Here is an 18,410-nt window from a genome sequence, read left to right on the forward strand (position 1 = left end):
ATATTATTATATTATCCGAAAAGCACTCTTAGGGCTTCTTCTACTTTTCTGACGGGATGTATCTCTATGGAGAAGCGTTTGCGGTCTAAGCCCTGAATGTTGTATTTGGGAACGATGATGTGGCTGAAGCCAAGCTTCTCTGCCTCGGCTATGCGCTGGTCTATACGGCCGACGGGACGCACCTCACCGCTCAGTCCTACCTCGCCAGCCATACACCATCCCTGCTCAATGGGAGTATCGACATTACTTGACAGAACAGCTGCTATGACCGAGAGGTCCATGGCAAGATCTGTGACTCGCAGTCCGCCGGCAATGTTCAGGAACACGTCTTTCTGCATGAGCTTGAAGCCTACACGCTTCTCGAGGACTGCCAACAGCATGTTCAACCGTCGCTGGTCGAAGCCTGTTGCTGAGCGCTGTGGAGTGCCGTAGGCTGCACTTGACACGAGTGCCTGAGTCTCCACGAGGAACGGTCTCACGCCCTCTATGGCGCTGGTTATGGCTACTCCAGAGAGGCCGTCCTGACTCTCGCTGAGCAACAGCTCGGAAGGGTTGCTCACTTGTCGCAGTCCGTTCTGCTCCATCTCATAGATGCCAAGCTCCGACGTGCTTCCAAATCGGTTCTTTATGCTGCGAAGTATGCGATACATATAGTGCTGGTCGCCTTCGAACTGGATGACTGTGTCAACGATATGCTCGAGGATTTTCGGACCTGCGAGTGTGCCTTCTTTGGTGATGTGGCCTATGAGGATGACGGGCACGCCGCTCGTCTTGGCAAAACGGAGTAGGGCGGAGGCGCACTCACGCACCTGAGATATGGATCCTGCCGACGACTCCACTTCGTCTGTGGCAATGGTCTGTATGGAGTCTATGACCACCAGCTCGGGCTGCTGTACCTTGATGTGCTCAAAGATGTTCTCCAGCGAGTTTTCACATAAGAGCAGGAAATTCTCGGGCTCTACAGCCGACAATCGCTGTGCCCTCATCTTCAGCTGATGGGCGCTCTCCTCACCGCTGACATAGAGTATGCGCTTGTCAGTAAGTCTGAGCATGGTCTGAAGCGACAGGGTGGATTTGCCAATGCCAGGCTCGCCACCGAGGAGCACTATGCTGCCAGGGACGAGACCTCCGCCAAGCACGCGATTCAACTCTTCGTCGTGCATGTCTATGCGAGGGTCGTCGTGGGCGTTTATATCCTTGAGCTTCAGTACTTTATTAGTACGCAAGGCGTGGCCTGCCTGTGCGGCGGCACTTGATGCCTTGACGTGGGTGGGCGTTGGTGCGATTGTTATCTCCTTGAAAGTGTTCCACTGTCCGCAGGCAGGACATTTGCCAATCCATTTTGGCGACTCCTGTCCGCAGTTCGAACAAACGTATGCAGTCTTTTCCTTTGCCATGTTTTTGATAGTTTCGGGCAAAGGTAGCGCTTTTATTTCTAACAGCCAAATTTTGCGCTTAAAGAAAAATGTATTACCTTTGCAAACCATTATATAATACAACTCAACTTTTGGATGTAAAATAACGACCACGAATTAAACTAATTAAACGAATTTTAGCTTCGCATGGATTACAATCATAATATCAAATTTCTCGAATGTAGGAATCACGGGTGATTCCTTTTCGTTCAATTCGTTATAATCTAAACGTGAACTATGTAGAAAATTCGTGAAATTCGTAAAATTCGTGGTATAAAAAAATAAGCGACACATCATAATATAATTTATAATAAGAGAAATAAAAAGAATGATTTCAGTAGAAGGATTGAAAGTGGAGTTTGGCGTGAAGCCGCTATTCAGTGATGCCACCTTCGTTATCAACGACCGCGACCGCATAGCCCTTGTTGGAAAGAACGGCGCAGGCAAATCTACGATGCTCAAGATACTCTGCGGCATGGAGCAACCCACTGACGGTAAGGTGAACGTCTCCAACGACACCACCATAGGCTATCTGCCCCAGGTGATGAAGCTTCAGGATGACACTACTGTTAAGGATGAAGCGCAGAAGGCTTTTGCCGATATAAAAAAGGTGGAAGAGCGTATCCGCAGGATGGAACAACAGCTCAATGAACGTACTGATTATGAGAGTGATGAGTATATGTCGCTCGTGGAAAAGTTTACCACCGAGCATGAGCGCTATCAGATGTTGGGTACAGATGGCTACGAGGCGGAGATAGAGCGCACGCTCATGGGACTTGGCTTCAAACGTACGGACTTGGATCGCCCTACACGAGAGTTCTCAGGAGGTTGGCGTATGCGTATCGAGCTGGCAAAGATTCTTCTCTTACATCCTGACGTGCTGCTTCTCGACGAGCCCACCAACCACCTTGACATAGACTCTATACAGTGGCTTGAACAGTTTCTGGCTCAGTCAACGAGTGCCGTGGTGCTGGTTAGTCACGACCGTGCTTTCATAAACAACGTGTCGAACCGCACGCTCGAGATTTCATGTGGAAAGGTTATTGACTACAGGGTGAAGTACGACGAATATGTCACTCTGCGCAAAGAGCGCCGCGAACAGCAGTTGCGCGCCTACGAGAACCAGCAGAAAGAGATGGAGGATATACGCGATTTCGTGGAGCGTTTCCGTTACAAGCCCACAAAGGCCGTACAGGTGCAGCAACGCCTGCGCCAGCTTGAGAAGATGGTTCCCATAGAGATTGACGAGGTGGACCGCTCAGCCATGCATTTCAGGTTCCCGCCTTGCCTGCGCTCAGGCGATTTCCCTGTAATCTGCGACGATGTTAAGAAAGAGTATGACCACGTGGTGTTTGACAAGGTTAACCTCACCATAAAGCGTGGCGAGAAAGTGGCTTTCGTAGGCAAGAACGGCGAGGGAAAATCTACGCTCGTGAAATGCATAATGGGCGAGATACCTTTTGAAGGCAATCTGAAGATAGGCCATAACGTTCAGATAGGCTATTTCGCACAGAACCAGGCACAGCTCTTGGATGAGACGCTTACAGTCTATCAGACCATAGACTATGTGGCCAAGGGTGATGTGCGCCTTCGCATAAACGACATTCTGGGAGCATTCATGTTCGGAGGCGAGGCTTCCGACAAGTACGTGAAGGTTCTCAGCGGTGGTGAGCGTAGCCGTCTGGCTATGATAAAACTGCTTCTCGAGCCTGTCAACCTGCTCATCCTCGACGAGCCTACGAACCATCTGGACATGGCTTCGAAAGACGTGCTGAAAGAGGCTATAATGGCGTTTGACGGTACGGCGATAATAGTAAGCCACGACCGAGAATTTCTTGACGGACTTGTAAGCAAGGTCTATGAGTTCGGAGGTGGACAGGTGCGCGAGCATATCGGCGGCATCTACGACTTCCTGCGTACAAGGAAGATATCGGAACTCAACGAGCTTAACGTGTCGTTGGCACAGCCGTCGAAGGACGTTCAGCAGGCTCGTCAGTCTCAGGCGGCTACATCAGCACAGACTGCCCAGCCCTCGCAGTCGTCGGTTAGCTATGCTGAACACAAGGAGCAACAGAAGCGTAAGCGCAAACTGGAGCGACAGGTGGAGGAATGTGAGCGCAAGATAGCATCTATGGAGGCTCGCCTGAAAGAGCTTGACGAACTGCTCTGTGACCCGAAGAACGCCTCTGACATGACGCTCGTGAGTGAATATACAGACACGAAGCGACAGCTCGACGAAGAGGTGGAAAGATGGGAAAAAGTCTCAGAAGAACTTCTTGATGACTGATTTTCTATACAACGAATTAAAATGAATTTCACTAATGAATACCAAAATATCAAACTGTTAAAATGAAAACAAAAATGATTATTGCAATGGCTGGTCTTGCCACTATGATGGCATGTACGAGCGAAAAGAAAATGGGGTCGGGAATGGACCTCAGCAATTTTGATAAGACTGTCAAAGCCGGCGACGACTTCTATCAGTATGCCTGTGGCGGATGGATGAAGAACAACCCGCTGCCTCCAGCATATCCGCGTTATGGCTCGTTTGACGTGTTAGCTGAAGAGAACAACAAGCGCGTCAACGGAATACTCGACGAGCTGCTCAAGGGAAGCTATGAGAAAGGCTCTGTAGAGCAGAAACTCAGCGACCTCTACAAGCTCGCTATGGACTCTGTGAAAAGGGAACAGGATGGCGTTAAGCCTCTGATGCCTATCATAGAGCGCATGGAGAACGCAAAGACCGTAGAAGAGCTCTTTAGCATACAAATGGAGATCGCGCCAATAGGTGATGTGGAGTTCTGGTCTGTCTATCTTGGTGCCGATGACAAGAACGCCAAGGAGAATATCGTGACCGTTTACCAGGGCGGATTGATGCTCGGTCAGAAGGATTATTATCTGGAGAATGATACCGCCACGGCCAAGATTCGCGAGGAGTACAAGAAGCATATCGTACGCATGTTCCAGCTGTTCGGATTTACTGAAAACGAAGCTGCTCAGAAGCGTGATAACATTCTGAAAACTGAAACCGCTCTCGCTCGCGTATCTCGCTCAAACACAGAGCTTCGCGACCCTCAGTTAAACTATAACAAAACCACTCTTGGCGAGTTCCAGAAGCAGTATCCTCACCTGCAGTTGGAGACCGTTCTCAACGCCCGTGGAATAGACAGCAAATATCTGCAGGAGCTGGTTGTCGGTCAGCCGGAATTCTTGGCTGGAGCAGACAAGGTTGTTGCTTCGCTTACCCCCGCAGAATATCGCGACTATATGGAGTGGGGACAGATACTCAACGCAGCATCCATGTTGGACGAGGAAGTTCAGAAGACTAACTTTGAGTTCTTTGGCAAGGTGCTGTCAGGACGCAAGGAGGACCATCCTCTATGGCGCCGTTCTACACGTCAGCTTGAAAGCGTGATGGGTGAAGCTCTCGGACAGATATACGTGAAGAAGTATTTCCCCGCTGAAGCAAAGGAACGCATGGTGAAGCTCGTGAAGAATCTGCAGGTTGCACTTTCTGAGCGTATTAACGCACAGGACTGGATGAGCGATTCCACTAAGCAGAATGCACAGGAAAAGCTTAATGCCTTCTATGTAAAAGTGGGCTATCCAGACAAGTGGACAGACATATCGGCTCTTACGATAGATCCTGAGAAATCGTTCTACGAGAACATGGTTGAGTGTAACCGATTCTGGACGAAGTGGGATATTGAGCACAAGGCAGGAAAGCCCGTTGATCGCGATGACTGGCACATGTATCCGCAGACCGTTAATGCCTACTACAACCCAACGACCAATGAGATATGCTTCCCCGCAGGCATACTGCAGAAGCCTTTCTTTGACATGGAGGCTGACGATGCTTTTAACTATGGCGCTATAGGCGTTGTGATTGGCCATGAGATGACCCACGGCTTTGACGATTCTGGTCGTCAGTATGACAAGAACGGCAATATGTGTGACTGGTGGACACAGCAGGATGCCGACAACTTCAAGGAACGTACAGGCCGCTATGCTGACTTCTTCTCAGCTATCGAGGTGTTACCCGGACTTAATGCTAATGGCCAGCTTACACTTGGCGAGAATCTTGCCGACCACGGCGGTCTCCAGGTGGCGTGGACAGCATTCCAGAATGCCATAAAGGATAATCCGCTGACTGATGCCGACGGATTCACTCCTGCACAGCGTTTCTTTATCGCTTATGCCGGAGTTTGGGCAGGAAACATTACCGAAGAAGAGATTCGTAACAGAACCAAGAACGACCCTCACTCACTGGGACGTTGGCGCGTAAATGGTGCTTTGCCACACATAGACGCTTGGTATGAGGCATTCGGGATTACTCCTGACGATAAAATGTACATTCCAAAGGGACAGAGGCTTTCTCTCTGGTAATATTAGACAAAAAACTATGTTTTTTAATGACCGTCGCAATTTTTTGCGGCGGTTTTTCTTTTATTTCTTTTTATTTGCCTATCTTTGCACAAGATTTTAGCTAAAACACTTTTTTTATGATTGATGAGAATACATCAAATGTTGCTGCGGAACAGCAGGAAGAGATGCAGATGACATTTCAGAGAAGTCAAGTAGGCAACGTTGACGAACAGCAGTTCCAGCAATCGGCAGTTAGAAACCAGTCAGCTGAGCAATATCAGACTGTTGACCAGTACCAGATGGCTGCAATGGCACAGGTGACTTGTCCGTATTGTGGCAGTCCTATGGATATAGATGCAGACTTCTGTGAGGTTTGCCATCACTATGCTCGTCCTGACATATGCTCCTTCTGTGGCGCAGGCCTGTCTATGCAAGACGCTTTCTGTCCTGAGTGCGGTTCTCCGCGTGGCGGCATCGTTTGTCCTACATGTCACACGCTTAATGACTTTGCCTTTTGCAAACAGTGTGGCCAGCCACTTACCGATAACGCCAGGATGATAATGGCTGAGCTCAGAAGTGCTCCAGAGTATCAGGAGTTGGTTGCGCTGGCAAAGGAATACGACGAGCTGTCGCTTGAGCGTCCTATCGTTTCTGAGCGCGAAAAGGCCCGTGAGACGGCTTCACAACAGCTGCGCGAGAGAGTGCTGAGACTTCTGGCACAAGACAACGGACAGTCAGACCCCGAGATACCTGCACAGGAGAAGAAACGCTTGACGAAGGAAGAGCTTCAGAAAAAGAAAGAAGAAACGCTGAACCGACTGGCTGAGATTCTCGACCGCATGGAACTGCCGCCAAGTCCATCGCCAGCTATAGTGCGCAATTACGCCATGGCTCAGAAACCTTCTGGCGTGAGACTTGCCTGGGTGTGCAACTGGAAACATGCCATGCATAGCAGCCCTTGCGGATGCGCCAAGCCACAGCTGGGCGGAAAATGGATTGTGCTGGGCAGGGGAAGCAAACAGGAAATTAAAGATGACAAATAGTCAAAGGAAATTCTTTTTGGATTAGAATTTTATGAGCGATAATTTTGATCAGACAATACGCATAAACTCAACTACGGGAAACAACAGTCAGGGGAATCCTGCTGATGACCTTGATCGTACCATCGTTGCTAACCGTGACATGCCTTCCTACGATGCCGGACCTATGAACGACGGCATGGGCGGTTTCGGTCAGACGCTACGTACTGCCCCAAGGCCTACTCAGAATATTTCTCAAGAACAGATAAACACAGACGCTACCTGCTTCATTCTAAAGGGAGAGCCGTACTATCTGGTACGTTCGCTTAGTGAGAATTCTGGTGAGGCTCAGGTGTTCCTTGTCACCCATAACGGGCAGGAGATGGTGCTGAAAATCTATTATCCGAATTATGATGTCAACAAGAACCTCATGCAGGTTATTCACGGCTTTAACTTCGAGATGATAGTAAGGCTTTATGATTTCGGAAAGACCTATGTTGACGGAAAGCATCGCTTCTATGAATTGATGGAGTACCTCAAAGGCGGCACCTTGCAGGACTACAATCTCAATGGCGACTTAAACAAGTTCCGACGCATTGTGCTGCAGGCTGCAGGAGCTCTGGCGTATTGTCATCAGAACAACATACTGCATAAGGACATTAAGCCGGCAAACTTCTTCTTCAGGGATGAAGCACAGACAGAAGTCGTTCTTGGCGACTTCGGTATATCTTCGATGCTGGAGAGCGACGGAAAGACTTATCGCACCACACAGGCGAGAACGCCTATCTTTGCTGCACCTGAGATGTATGCAGACGTTATAGACGGCGAGGTTGAGGTTACGCCGGCTGCCGACTACTACTCACTTGGCATAACACTCTTTGCTCTTTGGCTTGGCGAGAACCCCATGAGTTCCAACGAGCGAGTGATGATGCGACAGAAGAACGAAGGACGTCTGCCAAGACTCGAAGAACTGCCACCACGTGTAAAACTTCTTATACAAGGACTTACGGCTGTTAACCCACAGAGCCGATGGAAGTATGATGAGGTAGAGCGCTGGTTCCTTGGTGAGGACGTGCCCATAGACCAGTCGTCGCCATTCCTTCGCTACAAGACCTTCATTGTAGATCCAGACAGGAACCTCGTAGCAGATAACATTCACGAGCTTGTTCCTCTGCTGCTTGCCAACGAACAGCTTGCAATAAACTATCTCTATAACGGAAGAATAACAACATGGCTTGAGACATGTGGTAACACAAAGCTGTCGGCTTTGGTTAAGGACATTATAGTAAACCGCTATCCTGTGGACCAATACGCAGGACTTATGGCTGCTGTATATGTGATGGAGCCTACTTATCCATACCATGATGTACAGGATGAGATTTGTGATGACATACACAGCATAGCTCTTTCACTCATAAGCTACAAGGAAAGATATGCCCTGGAACTGCAGAATCCTAACAACCGGCTGTTCCTGTGGCTTGAGAGTCACACGAAGCTTAATGTCAACCAGCTGAGGTCATATTTCACAACGGGAGCCCAGGCACACGTGGCAATAATGAGACTCATCTATGAGATAGACCCGGACATACCGTTCTTGTCGCGTCAGGCATCTTCTACAAAGGAAGAGATAGTACGCTCGTTTGGTACTGATGGTATGACAGAAGACGACTGGACTTCACTTGTTGACGGACGACTCCTGTCTTGGATGCACAGTCACGAGGATGTTATAGCTTGCGAGGCTTTGCGAATAATGACAGAAGGTCAGCCGTTCTCAATGACGCTTGCATATAAGGTTCTATATAATCTTGACCGCGAAGCGGCCTACGACTTGAGGGACGCAACGACGCCACCACAGGTTGGTCAGCTGCTGGCACGCTCGCTTCAGCTGCATCAGCACACGCCGAACAATGAGCTTGAGACATTGATGCAGGACTTCATAGATCCTGAAGGACGCTTCTTCTATTATGCACAGCTGCACGGATGGTATGAACTGATGGCCGAGGCAAAACGCTGCTTCGATTTGCAGTCGGAAGAGAACAGAGAACGTCTGAGCGCATACGACATGCACACAGCCCTGTATAGATTCTGTCGCATACTTGGTTTTATTCCTCCTTACAAGATGCCAGACGGCACAATGTTGACAGACATGAAAGCGCTTGGCAATGAAAGACTGCGCAACAGCTTGAGAAACGAAATACGTACCGGCTCGCTAATGCAGTGGACATCGATATTCTTCCATGAAGACCCGTCACGCGACTTCGCTGAGGAATACAGCTATGAGAATGAAATGGTGAACTGGCTTAAGGCCATAGGCACCATAGACCCTCAGCAGCTGTACTATAAGCGTTTCATGAAAGCACAGGAAGACACTACTGAAAGAATTGCTACTGTGAGAAGAGACTGGAACATGGCTCGTCTGAGAGAAATCACATGGAGATATCTGTTCTACGGATTGTCTGCTGTATGGATAGCTCTTCTGCTGATATATGGTATTGACAACAGAGAATACTTGTTTGTTCATCCATTCATGAGCATAATGCTTCCATTGGGATTTTTTACCTGTGTGATAGTATCGACAAAGATGTTCTTCAATGGTCTGGGACCGTTTATATCCTTCATCATAGGACTCGTAAGTTCAGTCACGGCATACGGACCATACTGGCTAATGAAATATGTAAACAACAACTACCCAAGTTTCTTCATAGCTACTATGATTCTTCTTACTTTAGTATATATTGCTATCAGTCATTTTACAGACTATAGGCATAATGACAGTACTAATGCTAAGGCGATAAAGGAAATGCTTGCGGCAACGGATATAAACACGTCACTTATGGAGCCGCTTTACTATACCTTCAAGACAAAGTCGTACAGGTATAATAGCTCTAAATTCGGACTGCTTGACGACATCTCGAATCAGGTAGGAAGTATTTCAGGTGAAACAGTCATTCATTATATTCAATGGGGATTGCTGATGCTTGCATTGATTGCGGAGTTCTGCGTGTTCAGTCCGAAACTGATGAATGTTGAGAATCCGCAATTCGGTCAGGAAGACGTGAACAATGTAATAGAAAACGTTCAAAAGAAGGTTGTTCAATGATTTGTGAACATTGTCATAAAGAAAACAGAGGTATAGCGAAGTTCTGCAAATGGTGCGGAAAACCGCTTGTGTCCCAGAACGTGTTAGATACGCTCGTGGGACTCAATGACCTTAAGCTACAATTGAAAACTATTGTAGATACTTATACATATCTTAGAACGAGAAAGGATGTTTCTACAATACGACTGTCGGTAAATGCAATAGTAATTGGCGAGACAGGAACAGGTAAGACAGCTCTGTCAGAGGTATTCAAGAATTTCTTCTATCAGCACAGGATTATTGGTAAGCCGAAGCTGACAGTAGTAGATGCTGTTGACTATTCGCGATTTGTAGATAACTGGGCTGAGAATATCGAAAAGGCGAAAGACGGAATATTGTTCTTCGATAATGTGCAGAAGCTGTTGCCTGACAGATATTCCAATCAGGTAAATCCGCTCGACAAACTGTTTGTTGAGATGGATAAGTGGGAGGACAATCCCATCGTCATCATAGCAGGTCTGCCAAAGGGTCTTGACGATTTCCTTGAAAGCAACCCTGCCGTAAAGAATCGTTTTAAATACACATTCCATCTGCCAACACCCAACTATCAAGAGCTGAAAGACATCACGAAGATGGAGCTCAGGATGAAGTACGGCATAACGAACTTCTCACCTGAAGCTGATAATCTGTTGACACGATTCTTCAAATATCAGATAAAGATAAAGGATGAGACATTTGGAAATGCTCATCTCGCCATGAAGACAGCAGAGGACATCTTCACCTCTTATATAAGTCGGGGTACACGTGCTGTGCAAGTTGAGACAGAGGATATCAAAGGCTATGTTCCAGAGGAACGCTCACTCGACAGCATACTGTCTGACCTTGACAAGTATATTGGTATGGACGAGGTTAAGCAGGCTGTTAGGGAGATTGCCTATACGGTACAGAACAGCATACAGCGTGCACAACGTGGACTCGGAGAACAGGAGAAGATGGGCATGCATATTGTGCTCACAGGTAATCCCGGTACAGGTAAGACGACAATAGCTCGTAAGCTTGGAGAAATATTGTCATCGATAGGATATCTCGATTCAGGTCATGTGGTAGAGGTGGACCGCTCTCAAATGGTCAGCCCTTATCAGAACGAGACACCGAAGGTTGTGAACAGACTATGCGACAAAGCTATGGGTGGCATATTGTTTGTTGACGAGGCATACACTTTGGCACCTGTCAATCAGTCAGGAGACCGCGACAGTCAGGGCGCTCAAGCTCTGGAAACCCTGATGAAAAGGATGGAGGACGACCGCGACAAGTTCGTGGTCATAGCAGCAGGCTATCGCACGGAGATGGATAATCTCTTCCGGATTAACCCTGGCATGCACAGCCGCTTCAACTATTTCCTTAATATTGAGGACTACACTCCTGATGAGCTATTCCAGATTATGCTTGTTTTTGCGAAAGACAAGAAATACATGTTCTCTCCTGAAGCAGAATCTCTCACGCGCAAACTTATTACAAATATGTATGAGAGCCGTGACAAGGACTTTGCTAACGGACGTTCGATGCGTAGCCTCTTTGATCAGATAATGAAGAATCAGGCTAAGCGACTACAGCAAAATGACTTGACGAAGATGAGCAACGAAGAGCTCATGACCATTACGGAAAGTGATATTCCTTATGAAGAGCCTAAGGAAGTCAATCTTGATGACTGTCTTAAGAAGCTTGACGGAATGGTGGGTCTCGAAAACGTCAAGAAGGAGATTGCCAATCTGGCTTCGTTCCTCACCCTGCAGGTAAAGCGCGGAGAGTCAAACACGTTCCAAGGAAAGCATTATGTGTTTACTGGTAACCCGGGTACCGGTAAAACTACTGTTGCACGTATTATGGCTGAGGTGTTCAAGACTCTTGGCATCGTAAGTCGCGGACAACTGGTAGAGGCAGACCGCTCAAAGCTCGTTGCAGGAGTGCTGGGACAAACAGCCATAAAGACCAACCAGCTCATAGATAGCGCTATGGGTGGCGTGTTGTTCATAGACGAAGCTTATACCTTGAATCCAAGTAATGGCGACTCGTTCGGCAAAGAAGCAATAGACACGCTCTTGAAGCGTTTGGAAGACGACCGTGGAAAGTTCGTTTGTATCGTTGCCGGCTATACCGACGAGATGCATGACTTCATTGATAGTAACCCTGGCCTGAAGAGTCGTTTTACTCAGACCATTCATTTCGATGACTATAATGCCGACGAGCTGACTCAGATATTCCTCAACATGGCATCTGCGAAGAAGTTGGTAGTCAACGATGAGACAGAGTCTGCTATTCACAGACAGTTCGAACAGATGTGTCTGCGTCGTGACAAGAACTTCGGTAATGCTCGTGAAGCACGCCGTGTGTTCGATGAGACAATGGAGAAACAGAGCCAGAGACTCATCACGATGATGGGAAATCCGAACTTCAAGGAAGAAGACATGTATGCCATCATCACCGACGATCTTCCATTTGCTCACAATGAGGCAGCACGTCCGCTTGATGAAGTCCTAAATGAACTTGACGAGTTCATTGGCATGCGCTCCGTTAAGAATGCTATACGCAGGCTCGCCGTCCAGAGCATGTTTATGAAGCAGAGAGCAGCCATTGGTGCAGGAAAAGTTCAGCAAATGGCTATGAACTTCATACTTACAGGTAATCCAGGTACTGGTAAGACTACTATAGCACGAAAAATGGGCGAGATACTCCAGGCTATGGAGATACTCCCGACAAGCCATGTAATCGAAGCCAGCAGGGCTACGCTTGTAAGCAAGTTTATGGGCGAGACTCCTAAGTTGGTTAACAACATCTGCGACAAGGCAATGGGCGGAATACTCTTTATCGACGAGGCATATACGTTATCTGAACAGAACGACCAGTATGGTAAGGAGGCTATTGATACTCTGATGAAGAGAATGGAGGACGATAGAGGTAAGTTTGTAGTTATTGCGGCAGGATATAGAGATCAGATGGAAGAGTTCTTGATGATGAACTCTGGATTAGCAAGCCGCTTTACATACAAGCTACATATTGATGATTATAATGAAGATGAGCTGTTGGGTATCTACAAGAAGATGGCACAGAAGGAGCTTTACACTCTGTCACCAGAAGCAGAGTTCAAGGTGCTTGACGTCATCTACAAGATGGTACTGACGAAAAATAGTGGATTCGGCAATGCTCGTGAGATGCGCAACTTGCTTGATGACACCATTCAGCGCTTGTCTGTGAGAGTATCTCAGATTCCACAAGACAAGGTTACAAAAGAAACCTATCAGCTTATTCTCCCTGAAGATATTAAAGACTTATGATAATTTGTCCGAATTGCAAAGAAGAAATAGATGACAACTCACGGTACTGTGACCAGTGTGGACAGGAGCTGCACTATTGTAACAGATGTGGAAGAGTGGGGTTAGGCCGCCGTTGTACAAACTGTGGCGGACTGATGGTCAGTCCAGATGAGCTGGTAAGCAACTCCATGTCGCAGACATCATTCTCATACTCCAACCCTTCGCTGATACGAGACCCAATATCAATATCACACGTCTCACAGCCGAGCTTTAGGGGCGTACAGCAACAGTTCCCACAACAGCAGATGGCTGGGCTGCCATCATTGTCCCTGATAAACACCTCTTTAGGCATGCGCATAGAAGCAATAAATGGTGCTGTGATAGGCAGAAAACAAGGACCATACGCAAACTTTTTCCAAGAGAACAGGTATGTGTCTGGCGTTCATGCTCAGCTCCGTTTCAAGCCCACAATAGGTTGGTGTATCATTGATATGCATTCATCCAATGGTACTAAACTTAATGATCGTGTAATCCAACCAGATGTTGAAATGTCGCTGAAGGATGGAGACATAGTTACAATTGCAAACGTTAATCTACAGGTAAAAATTAATAATTAAAGATATTCATGTTAAAGTGTAATGTTACAGCCGCCAGTCGTGTTGGCTGTATTAGGGATAACAATGAAGATATGATTTTGGTGGGTGACATGTTCATCAGGGATGATTCACTTAGTGAGACCTATGAGATAGACCCGTCAAAGCGTTTCTTGATGGCACTCGCTGACGGCATGGGTGGCCATAATTCAGGTGAGGTGGCAAGTAGTGACGTGCTACATAACCTACAGTTCTTTTATAGTGACATACCTTCCGGATTATGCGCATGTGACTTCAATGAAGTTATATATGAATGGCTCACAAGCATGAATAATATTTTAGAAGCCAAGGGACGTGTGGAGCCAGCGTTGAAAGATATGGGAACAACTCTTGTAGCATTGGCACTCTACGAGAATAACTTTTACTGGATGAACTGTGGCGACAGTCGCCTGTACAGGTTCCGTAATGGTAAACTAGAACAGCTGTCTATAGACCACTCACTGAGTAATCTCCTTGGAGAAAAAGGCCATTCAAATGTCATAACAAACTGTATTGGAGGCGGATGCGACAATAGTTATATTGACATAGTCAAATGTACAAGTGATGTGAAGGTTGGTGATATGTTCCTGCTTTGTAGCGATGGACTATCAGACATGGTGTCTGACAGAATGATAGAAAACCTTCTAAATGACGGCGCTGATGCCTCTCAACTATGTGACGAAGCAGAAAATGCTGGTGGACTTGACAACGTTTCAGTAGCCTTGATAACCATCGGTTTTTAATTTGTTTATACATTATATTTATATATAGAGATGCCTTTAAGACTTCCAGACAGACTTCCCGCTATTGACATACTAAAGCGTGAGAATATCTTTGTGATGGATGACACTCGTGCTCATTCTCAGGATATTCGACCATTGAAAATTGTCATACTAAACTTAATGCCGCTTAAGATAACGACAGAGACTGATCTTATCAGACTGTTGTCGAATACCCCTCTTCAGCTTGATATCAATTTCATGAAGTTGAAGAGTCATACCCCCAAGAACACTCCAATAGAGCACATGATGATGTTTTATCGTGACTTCTATTCTATGAAGGATGAGAAGTTCGACGGTATGATTATCACCGGTGCACCTGTAGAGACTCTGGACTATGAAGATGTGAGCTATTGGGACGAGATAACGACAATTTTCGATTGGGCTCGAACACATGTGACCAGTACGCTATATATATGCTGGGCTGCTCAGGCAGGATTATATTATAATTATGGTATAAAAAAATTTCCTCTTAAAAAGAAGATGTTTGGCATATTCCCACAGAGAACATTAGAGGGTCAGCTGCCTATATTCAGAGGATTCGACGATGTGTTTATGATGCCACATAGCCGTCATTCAGAGATTCATAGGGAAGATGTCATAGCTTGCAAGGAACTACAGCTGATAGCCGACTCTGAAGAGAGTGGAGCAAGTATTGTTATGGCTCGCAACGGACGTGAGTTCTATATAACAGGACACATGGAATATGCTCCTAACACCCTTGACAAAGAATATCGTAGGGATGCAGGAATACGTGATGATGTAGAACTGCCAAAGAACTATTATAAAAATGACAATCCTGACGATAAGCCTGTCGTTTCATGGCGAGCACATGCTAATCTGTTCTATAACAACTGGGTGAACTATTACGTTTACCAGGAGACTCCATATGACATAACGAAGATTGGATGAGAAAGTTAGAGCTACTGGCACCTGCTAAGAATCTTACATGCGGAATCGCTGCTATTAATCATGGAGCTGATGCTGTGTACATAGGTGCTCAGCGTTTTGGCGCACGTGCAGCTGCCGGCAATAGTGTTGAGGATATAGAGAAACTCTGTAACTATGCTCACCAGTATGGTGCGAAGGTATATGTTACAGTCAATACTATTGTTTTTGACAACGAGACAGATGCCACTCGCGAACTCCTTCTTGAACTTAGCAGAATAAATGTTGATGCAATACTGATACAGGACATGGCTGTATTGGAAATGGCAAGAGGACTTTTTGCTTTACATGCTTCAACGCAGACCGACAATCGAACTTCTGAGAAAGTTCGTTGGTTGGCATCTCAAGGTTTTTCGAGAGTGGTATTAGCACGTGAACTTTCTATTGATGAGATTTCGGCTATTCACAACGACAATCCTGAATTAGAATTGGAAGCATTCGTTCATGGAGCATTGTGCGTAAGCTATTCCGGCTTGTGCTATGCTTCACAGTATTGCTTTGAACGTAGTGCCAATAGGGGAGAGTGTGCTCAGTTCTGCCGCATGAAGTTTGATCTCCTGGATGATGATGGTAATGAAATTATACATCAGAGTCATCTGCTTTCATTAAAAGACATGTGCCAAATAGATAATCTCGAAGCACTTGCAAAGGCAGGCGTATGCTCCTTTAAGATTGAAGGCAGGCTTAAGGATATTGAATATGTGAAGAATGTTACTGCTGCATATAGCGAAAAGCTAAACCATCTGGTGAGAAAGCATCCCGATAAGTATCAGCGTGCATCTTATGGAAAGGTGTATTATGAATTCGAACCCAACCTCCAAAAGACATTTAATCGCGGATATACTACATATTTTGCCAACGGACGCCAACCAAACATAGCATCTTTTGATACTCCGAAAGCTATGGGTGAGTTTGTTGGAACAGTAAAAAATATTAAGAGTGACCAATGTATAGTTGTGTCAAGTACTCATGGCTTCTCTAATGGTGATGGTCTTTGTTTTCTCAATACATCAAGGGAGTTGTGTGGTTTCCGTGTAAACAGAGCAGAAGGGAATCATCTGTATCTTCAGGTTGTTCCCAGCGCCTTACAGAAAGGTATGCGGCTCTATCGCAATAATGATCAGGCTTTTGAGCGTCAACTATTGAGTAATGACAGCGCAAAAAGGAAGATTCCATTAAAGATGATTGTCGGAATGACTACCGATGGAGTTTCCCTCCGCGTGTCTTCATTGTCATCATCAGACTGTTGGACGGAAGCGACAATCGTCGTTGAACATCAGATAGCTGAGAAATCTCAGCGTGAGAACATAATAAGACAATTGTCGAAATTAGGTGATACATCATTTGAATGCTCGGATATTGTTATTCCTGAGTCATTCAATCTCTTTGTACCAAGTAGCAGATGGACCGAATTGCGAAGAAAAGCTTTAGACGAACTGATTAGTAAGAGTAATAATGCTAAAGCCCCAAACGACACAATTGAGGCTGACGCTACTTCCAAACCTGGATGTATTGATGCAGTTATCAAGATTCCTGAATATAAGTATCAGTATTGTTATAATGTCTCAAACAACATTTCAAAGCATTTCTATGCCAAACGCGGACTCAATAATGTTGACGATGCGTTTGAGATAAATGTTCCTCGCCCTGCATTGTTAATGCAATGCAGACACTGTCTGCGCTTCGCGTTAGGTCATTGTGTTAAGAATGGAGGAATAAAGCCAAATTGGAAAGAGCCTCTTTGTCTTAGACTATCTGACGGACGACGCTTCAGACTTGAATTTGATTGTAAGAATTGTCAAATGAATGTTTATGCAAACAGATAGAGAATCATTTCAGATTGCCTGGTCAATGCCAAAAGTGTTAATCAAAAGACTGATGTTTATCATTATGTCAGTACTCGTGTCTTCATGTTTCTATCAAGGGCCATATACTTCAGATGCATGGAGCATGACAGAAGAGCAATTAGATTCGATATCTTTTTATACGACACATCATTATACCCGTAACTTCAATTTCTCTGTCCGTAGTGATTCGCTTCTTCTGATTGCCCAACACCCTACAGAGTTTATAAACGGTCTTCAAGTAGATTCTCTATATATTCGTAATTCTGACAAGATAGTAGTAGCAGACTTTGCAACTATATCAAATGACTCAATAGACACCTTGTGGGTTCGTGTAGCCCGTGATGAAGAGACAATAGGTTGGATTCACGAGAATGACCTTCTCAATGGTGTATCGCCAGACACACCGATAGCACAGTTTATAGATATATTCTCCAATACCCATTTGCTGGTGTTCGTATGTATTCTTATTCTTGCATTGGCTCTATTTATGTTCAGAAGGATAAAAAGACTTGGTTCGAAGATTGTCTATTTTAATGACATCGATTCTTTCTATCCCACATTCCTTTGCTTGCTCATAGCTACATCAGCTGTGTTCTACAGCTCTATTCAAATGTTCGCCCCTGAGACTTGGCGCCATTTCTATTATCATCCAACACTTAATCCATTCTCAGTTCCATTGCATATTGGCTTGTTCCTTACATCGGTCTGGGGACTTTTAATCTCCCTAATTGCGACTTTGGACGATGTTCGAAGACATCTTGCAGGATGGGAGTTGATATCATATCTGCTCGGACTGGCAGCGGTTTGTGGTTTACTATACATCATCTTCAGCATCACGACACTTTATTACATAGGGTATCTTCTTTATTTGGCATTGCTTACTGTATGTTTGCGAAAATACTTATTTCACACTCAGGTGAAATACTTATGTGGTAATTGTGGAAAATGTATGCCTTCTAAAGGCATCTGTCCTCATTGCGGAGCGATGAACGACTAGCGTTTTTTAGAAAAATAT

At 45.8% G+C, this 18,410-nt stretch carries 11 protein-coding genes; 10 read left to right on the top strand and 1 reads right to left on the bottom strand.

Going from position 1 to position 18,410, the window contains the following annotated elements; translation table 11 throughout:
* Positions 1–11: 11 nt before the first annotated feature.
* Positions 12–1,397: a DNA repair protein RadA gene (gene radA / locus M1L52_RS12005; RefSeq protein WP_248615244.1), complete on the bottom strand. Its 1,386-nt coding sequence runs from the start codon at positions 1,395–1,397 to the stop codon at positions 12–14.
* Between the two features lie 346 nt (positions 1,398–1,743).
* Here radA and M1L52_RS12010 point away from each other — a divergent pair, with 346 nt between their 5' ends.
* The 10 genes from M1L52_RS12010 (at position 1,744) to M1L52_RS12055 (ending at position 18,392) form a co-directional block, all read left to right on the top strand.
* Positions 1,744–3,702, top strand: a complete 1,959-nt coding sequence (locus tag M1L52_RS12010) for an ABC-F family ATP-binding cassette domain-containing protein (protein ID WP_248615245.1) — start codon at positions 1,744–1,746, stop codon at positions 3,700–3,702.
* Between the two features lie 62 nt (positions 3,703–3,764).
* Positions 3,765–5,801, top strand: coding sequence for a M13 family metallopeptidase (locus M1L52_RS12015; RefSeq protein ID WP_410896784.1), 2,037 nt, complete (start codon positions 3,765–3,767; stop codon positions 5,799–5,801).
* 116 nt (positions 5,802–5,917) lie between these two features.
* Positions 5,918–6,823 (top strand): zinc ribbon domain-containing protein, encoded by a 906-nt coding sequence (locus M1L52_RS12020; RefSeq protein WP_248615246.1) that lies wholly within the window; start codon positions 5,918–5,920, stop codon positions 6,821–6,823.
* Between the two features lie 31 nt (positions 6,824–6,854).
* Positions 6,855–9,899, top strand: a complete 3,045-nt coding sequence (locus M1L52_RS12025; RefSeq protein WP_248615247.1) for a protein kinase domain-containing protein — start codon at positions 6,855–6,857, stop codon at positions 9,897–9,899.
* Positions 9,896–13,210 carry an AAA family ATPase gene (locus M1L52_RS12030; protein WP_248615248.1) on the top strand — a complete coding sequence of 1,105 codons (3,315 nt, stop codon included), beginning with the start codon at positions 9,896–9,898 and terminating at the stop codon, positions 13,208–13,210. The genes M1L52_RS12025 and M1L52_RS12030 overlap by 4 nt, the downstream gene beginning before the upstream one ends.
* Positions 13,207–13,806 carry an FHA domain-containing protein gene (locus tag M1L52_RS12035; protein ID WP_248615249.1) on the top strand — a complete coding sequence of 200 codons (600 nt, stop codon included), beginning with the start codon at positions 13,207–13,209 and terminating at the stop codon, positions 13,804–13,806. The genes M1L52_RS12030 and M1L52_RS12035 overlap by 4 nt, the downstream gene beginning before the upstream one ends.
* 8 nt (positions 13,807–13,814) lie before the next feature.
* Positions 13,815–14,564 (top strand): PP2C family protein-serine/threonine phosphatase, encoded by a 750-nt coding sequence (locus M1L52_RS12040; RefSeq protein ID WP_248615250.1) that lies wholly within the window; start codon positions 13,815–13,817, stop codon positions 14,562–14,564.
* A gap of 30 nt (positions 14,565–14,594) precedes the next feature.
* Positions 14,595–15,512 carry a homoserine O-succinyltransferase gene (gene metA, locus M1L52_RS12045; protein ID WP_248615251.1) on the top strand — a complete coding sequence of 306 codons (918 nt, stop codon included), beginning with the start codon at positions 14,595–14,597 and terminating at the stop codon, positions 15,510–15,512.
* Positions 15,509–17,374, top strand: a complete 1,866-nt coding sequence (locus M1L52_RS12050) for a peptidase U32 family protein (RefSeq protein WP_248615252.1) — start codon at positions 15,509–15,511, stop codon at positions 17,372–17,374. The genes metA and M1L52_RS12050 overlap by 4 nt, the downstream gene beginning before the upstream one ends.
* Positions 17,375–17,438: 64 nt before the next feature.
* Positions 17,439–18,392, top strand: coding sequence for a zinc ribbon domain-containing protein (locus M1L52_RS12055; RefSeq protein ID WP_248615253.1), 954 nt, complete (start codon positions 17,439–17,441; stop codon positions 18,390–18,392).
* Positions 18,393–18,410 lie beyond the last annotated feature (18 nt).

The sequence above is a fragment of the Prevotella sp. E13-27 genome (assembly GCF_023217965.1).
Classification (GTDB): Bacteria; Bacteroidota; Bacteroidia; order Bacteroidales; family Bacteroidaceae; genus Prevotella.

Coding starts and splice junctions, on each gene's coding strand:
- M1L52_RS12020 (WP_248615246.1), top strand. CDS start 5,918: ATGATTGATGAGAATACATCAAATGTTGCTGCGGAACAGCAGGAAGAG.
- metA (WP_248615251.1), top strand. CDS start 14,595: ATGCCTTTAAGACTTCCAGACAGACTTCCCGCTATTGACATACTAAAG.
- M1L52_RS12010 (WP_248615245.1), top strand. CDS start 1,744: ATGATTTCAGTAGAAGGATTGAAAGTGGAGTTTGGCGTGAAGCCGCTA.
- radA (WP_248615244.1), bottom strand. CDS start 1,397: ATGGCAAAGGAAAAGACTGCATACGTTTGTTCGAACTGCGGACAGGAG.
- M1L52_RS12040 (WP_248615250.1), top strand. CDS start 13,815: ATGTTAAAGTGTAATGTTACAGCCGCCAGTCGTGTTGGCTGTATTAGG.
- M1L52_RS12055 (WP_248615253.1), top strand. CDS start 17,439: ATGTCAGTACTCGTGTCTTCATGTTTCTATCAAGGGCCATATACTTCA.
- M1L52_RS12035 (WP_248615249.1), top strand. CDS start 13,207: ATGATAATTTGTCCGAATTGCAAAGAAGAAATAGATGACAACTCACGG.
- M1L52_RS12025 (WP_248615247.1), top strand. CDS start 6,855: ATGAGCGATAATTTTGATCAGACAATACGCATAAACTCAACTACGGGA.
- M1L52_RS12015 (WP_410896784.1), top strand. CDS start 3,765: ATGAAAACAAAAATGATTATTGCAATGGCTGGTCTTGCCACTATGATG.
- M1L52_RS12030 (WP_248615248.1), top strand. CDS start 9,896: ATGATTTGTGAACATTGTCATAAAGAAAACAGAGGTATAGCGAAGTTC.
- M1L52_RS12050 (WP_248615252.1), top strand. CDS start 15,509: ATGAGAAAGTTAGAGCTACTGGCACCTGCTAAGAATCTTACATGCGGA.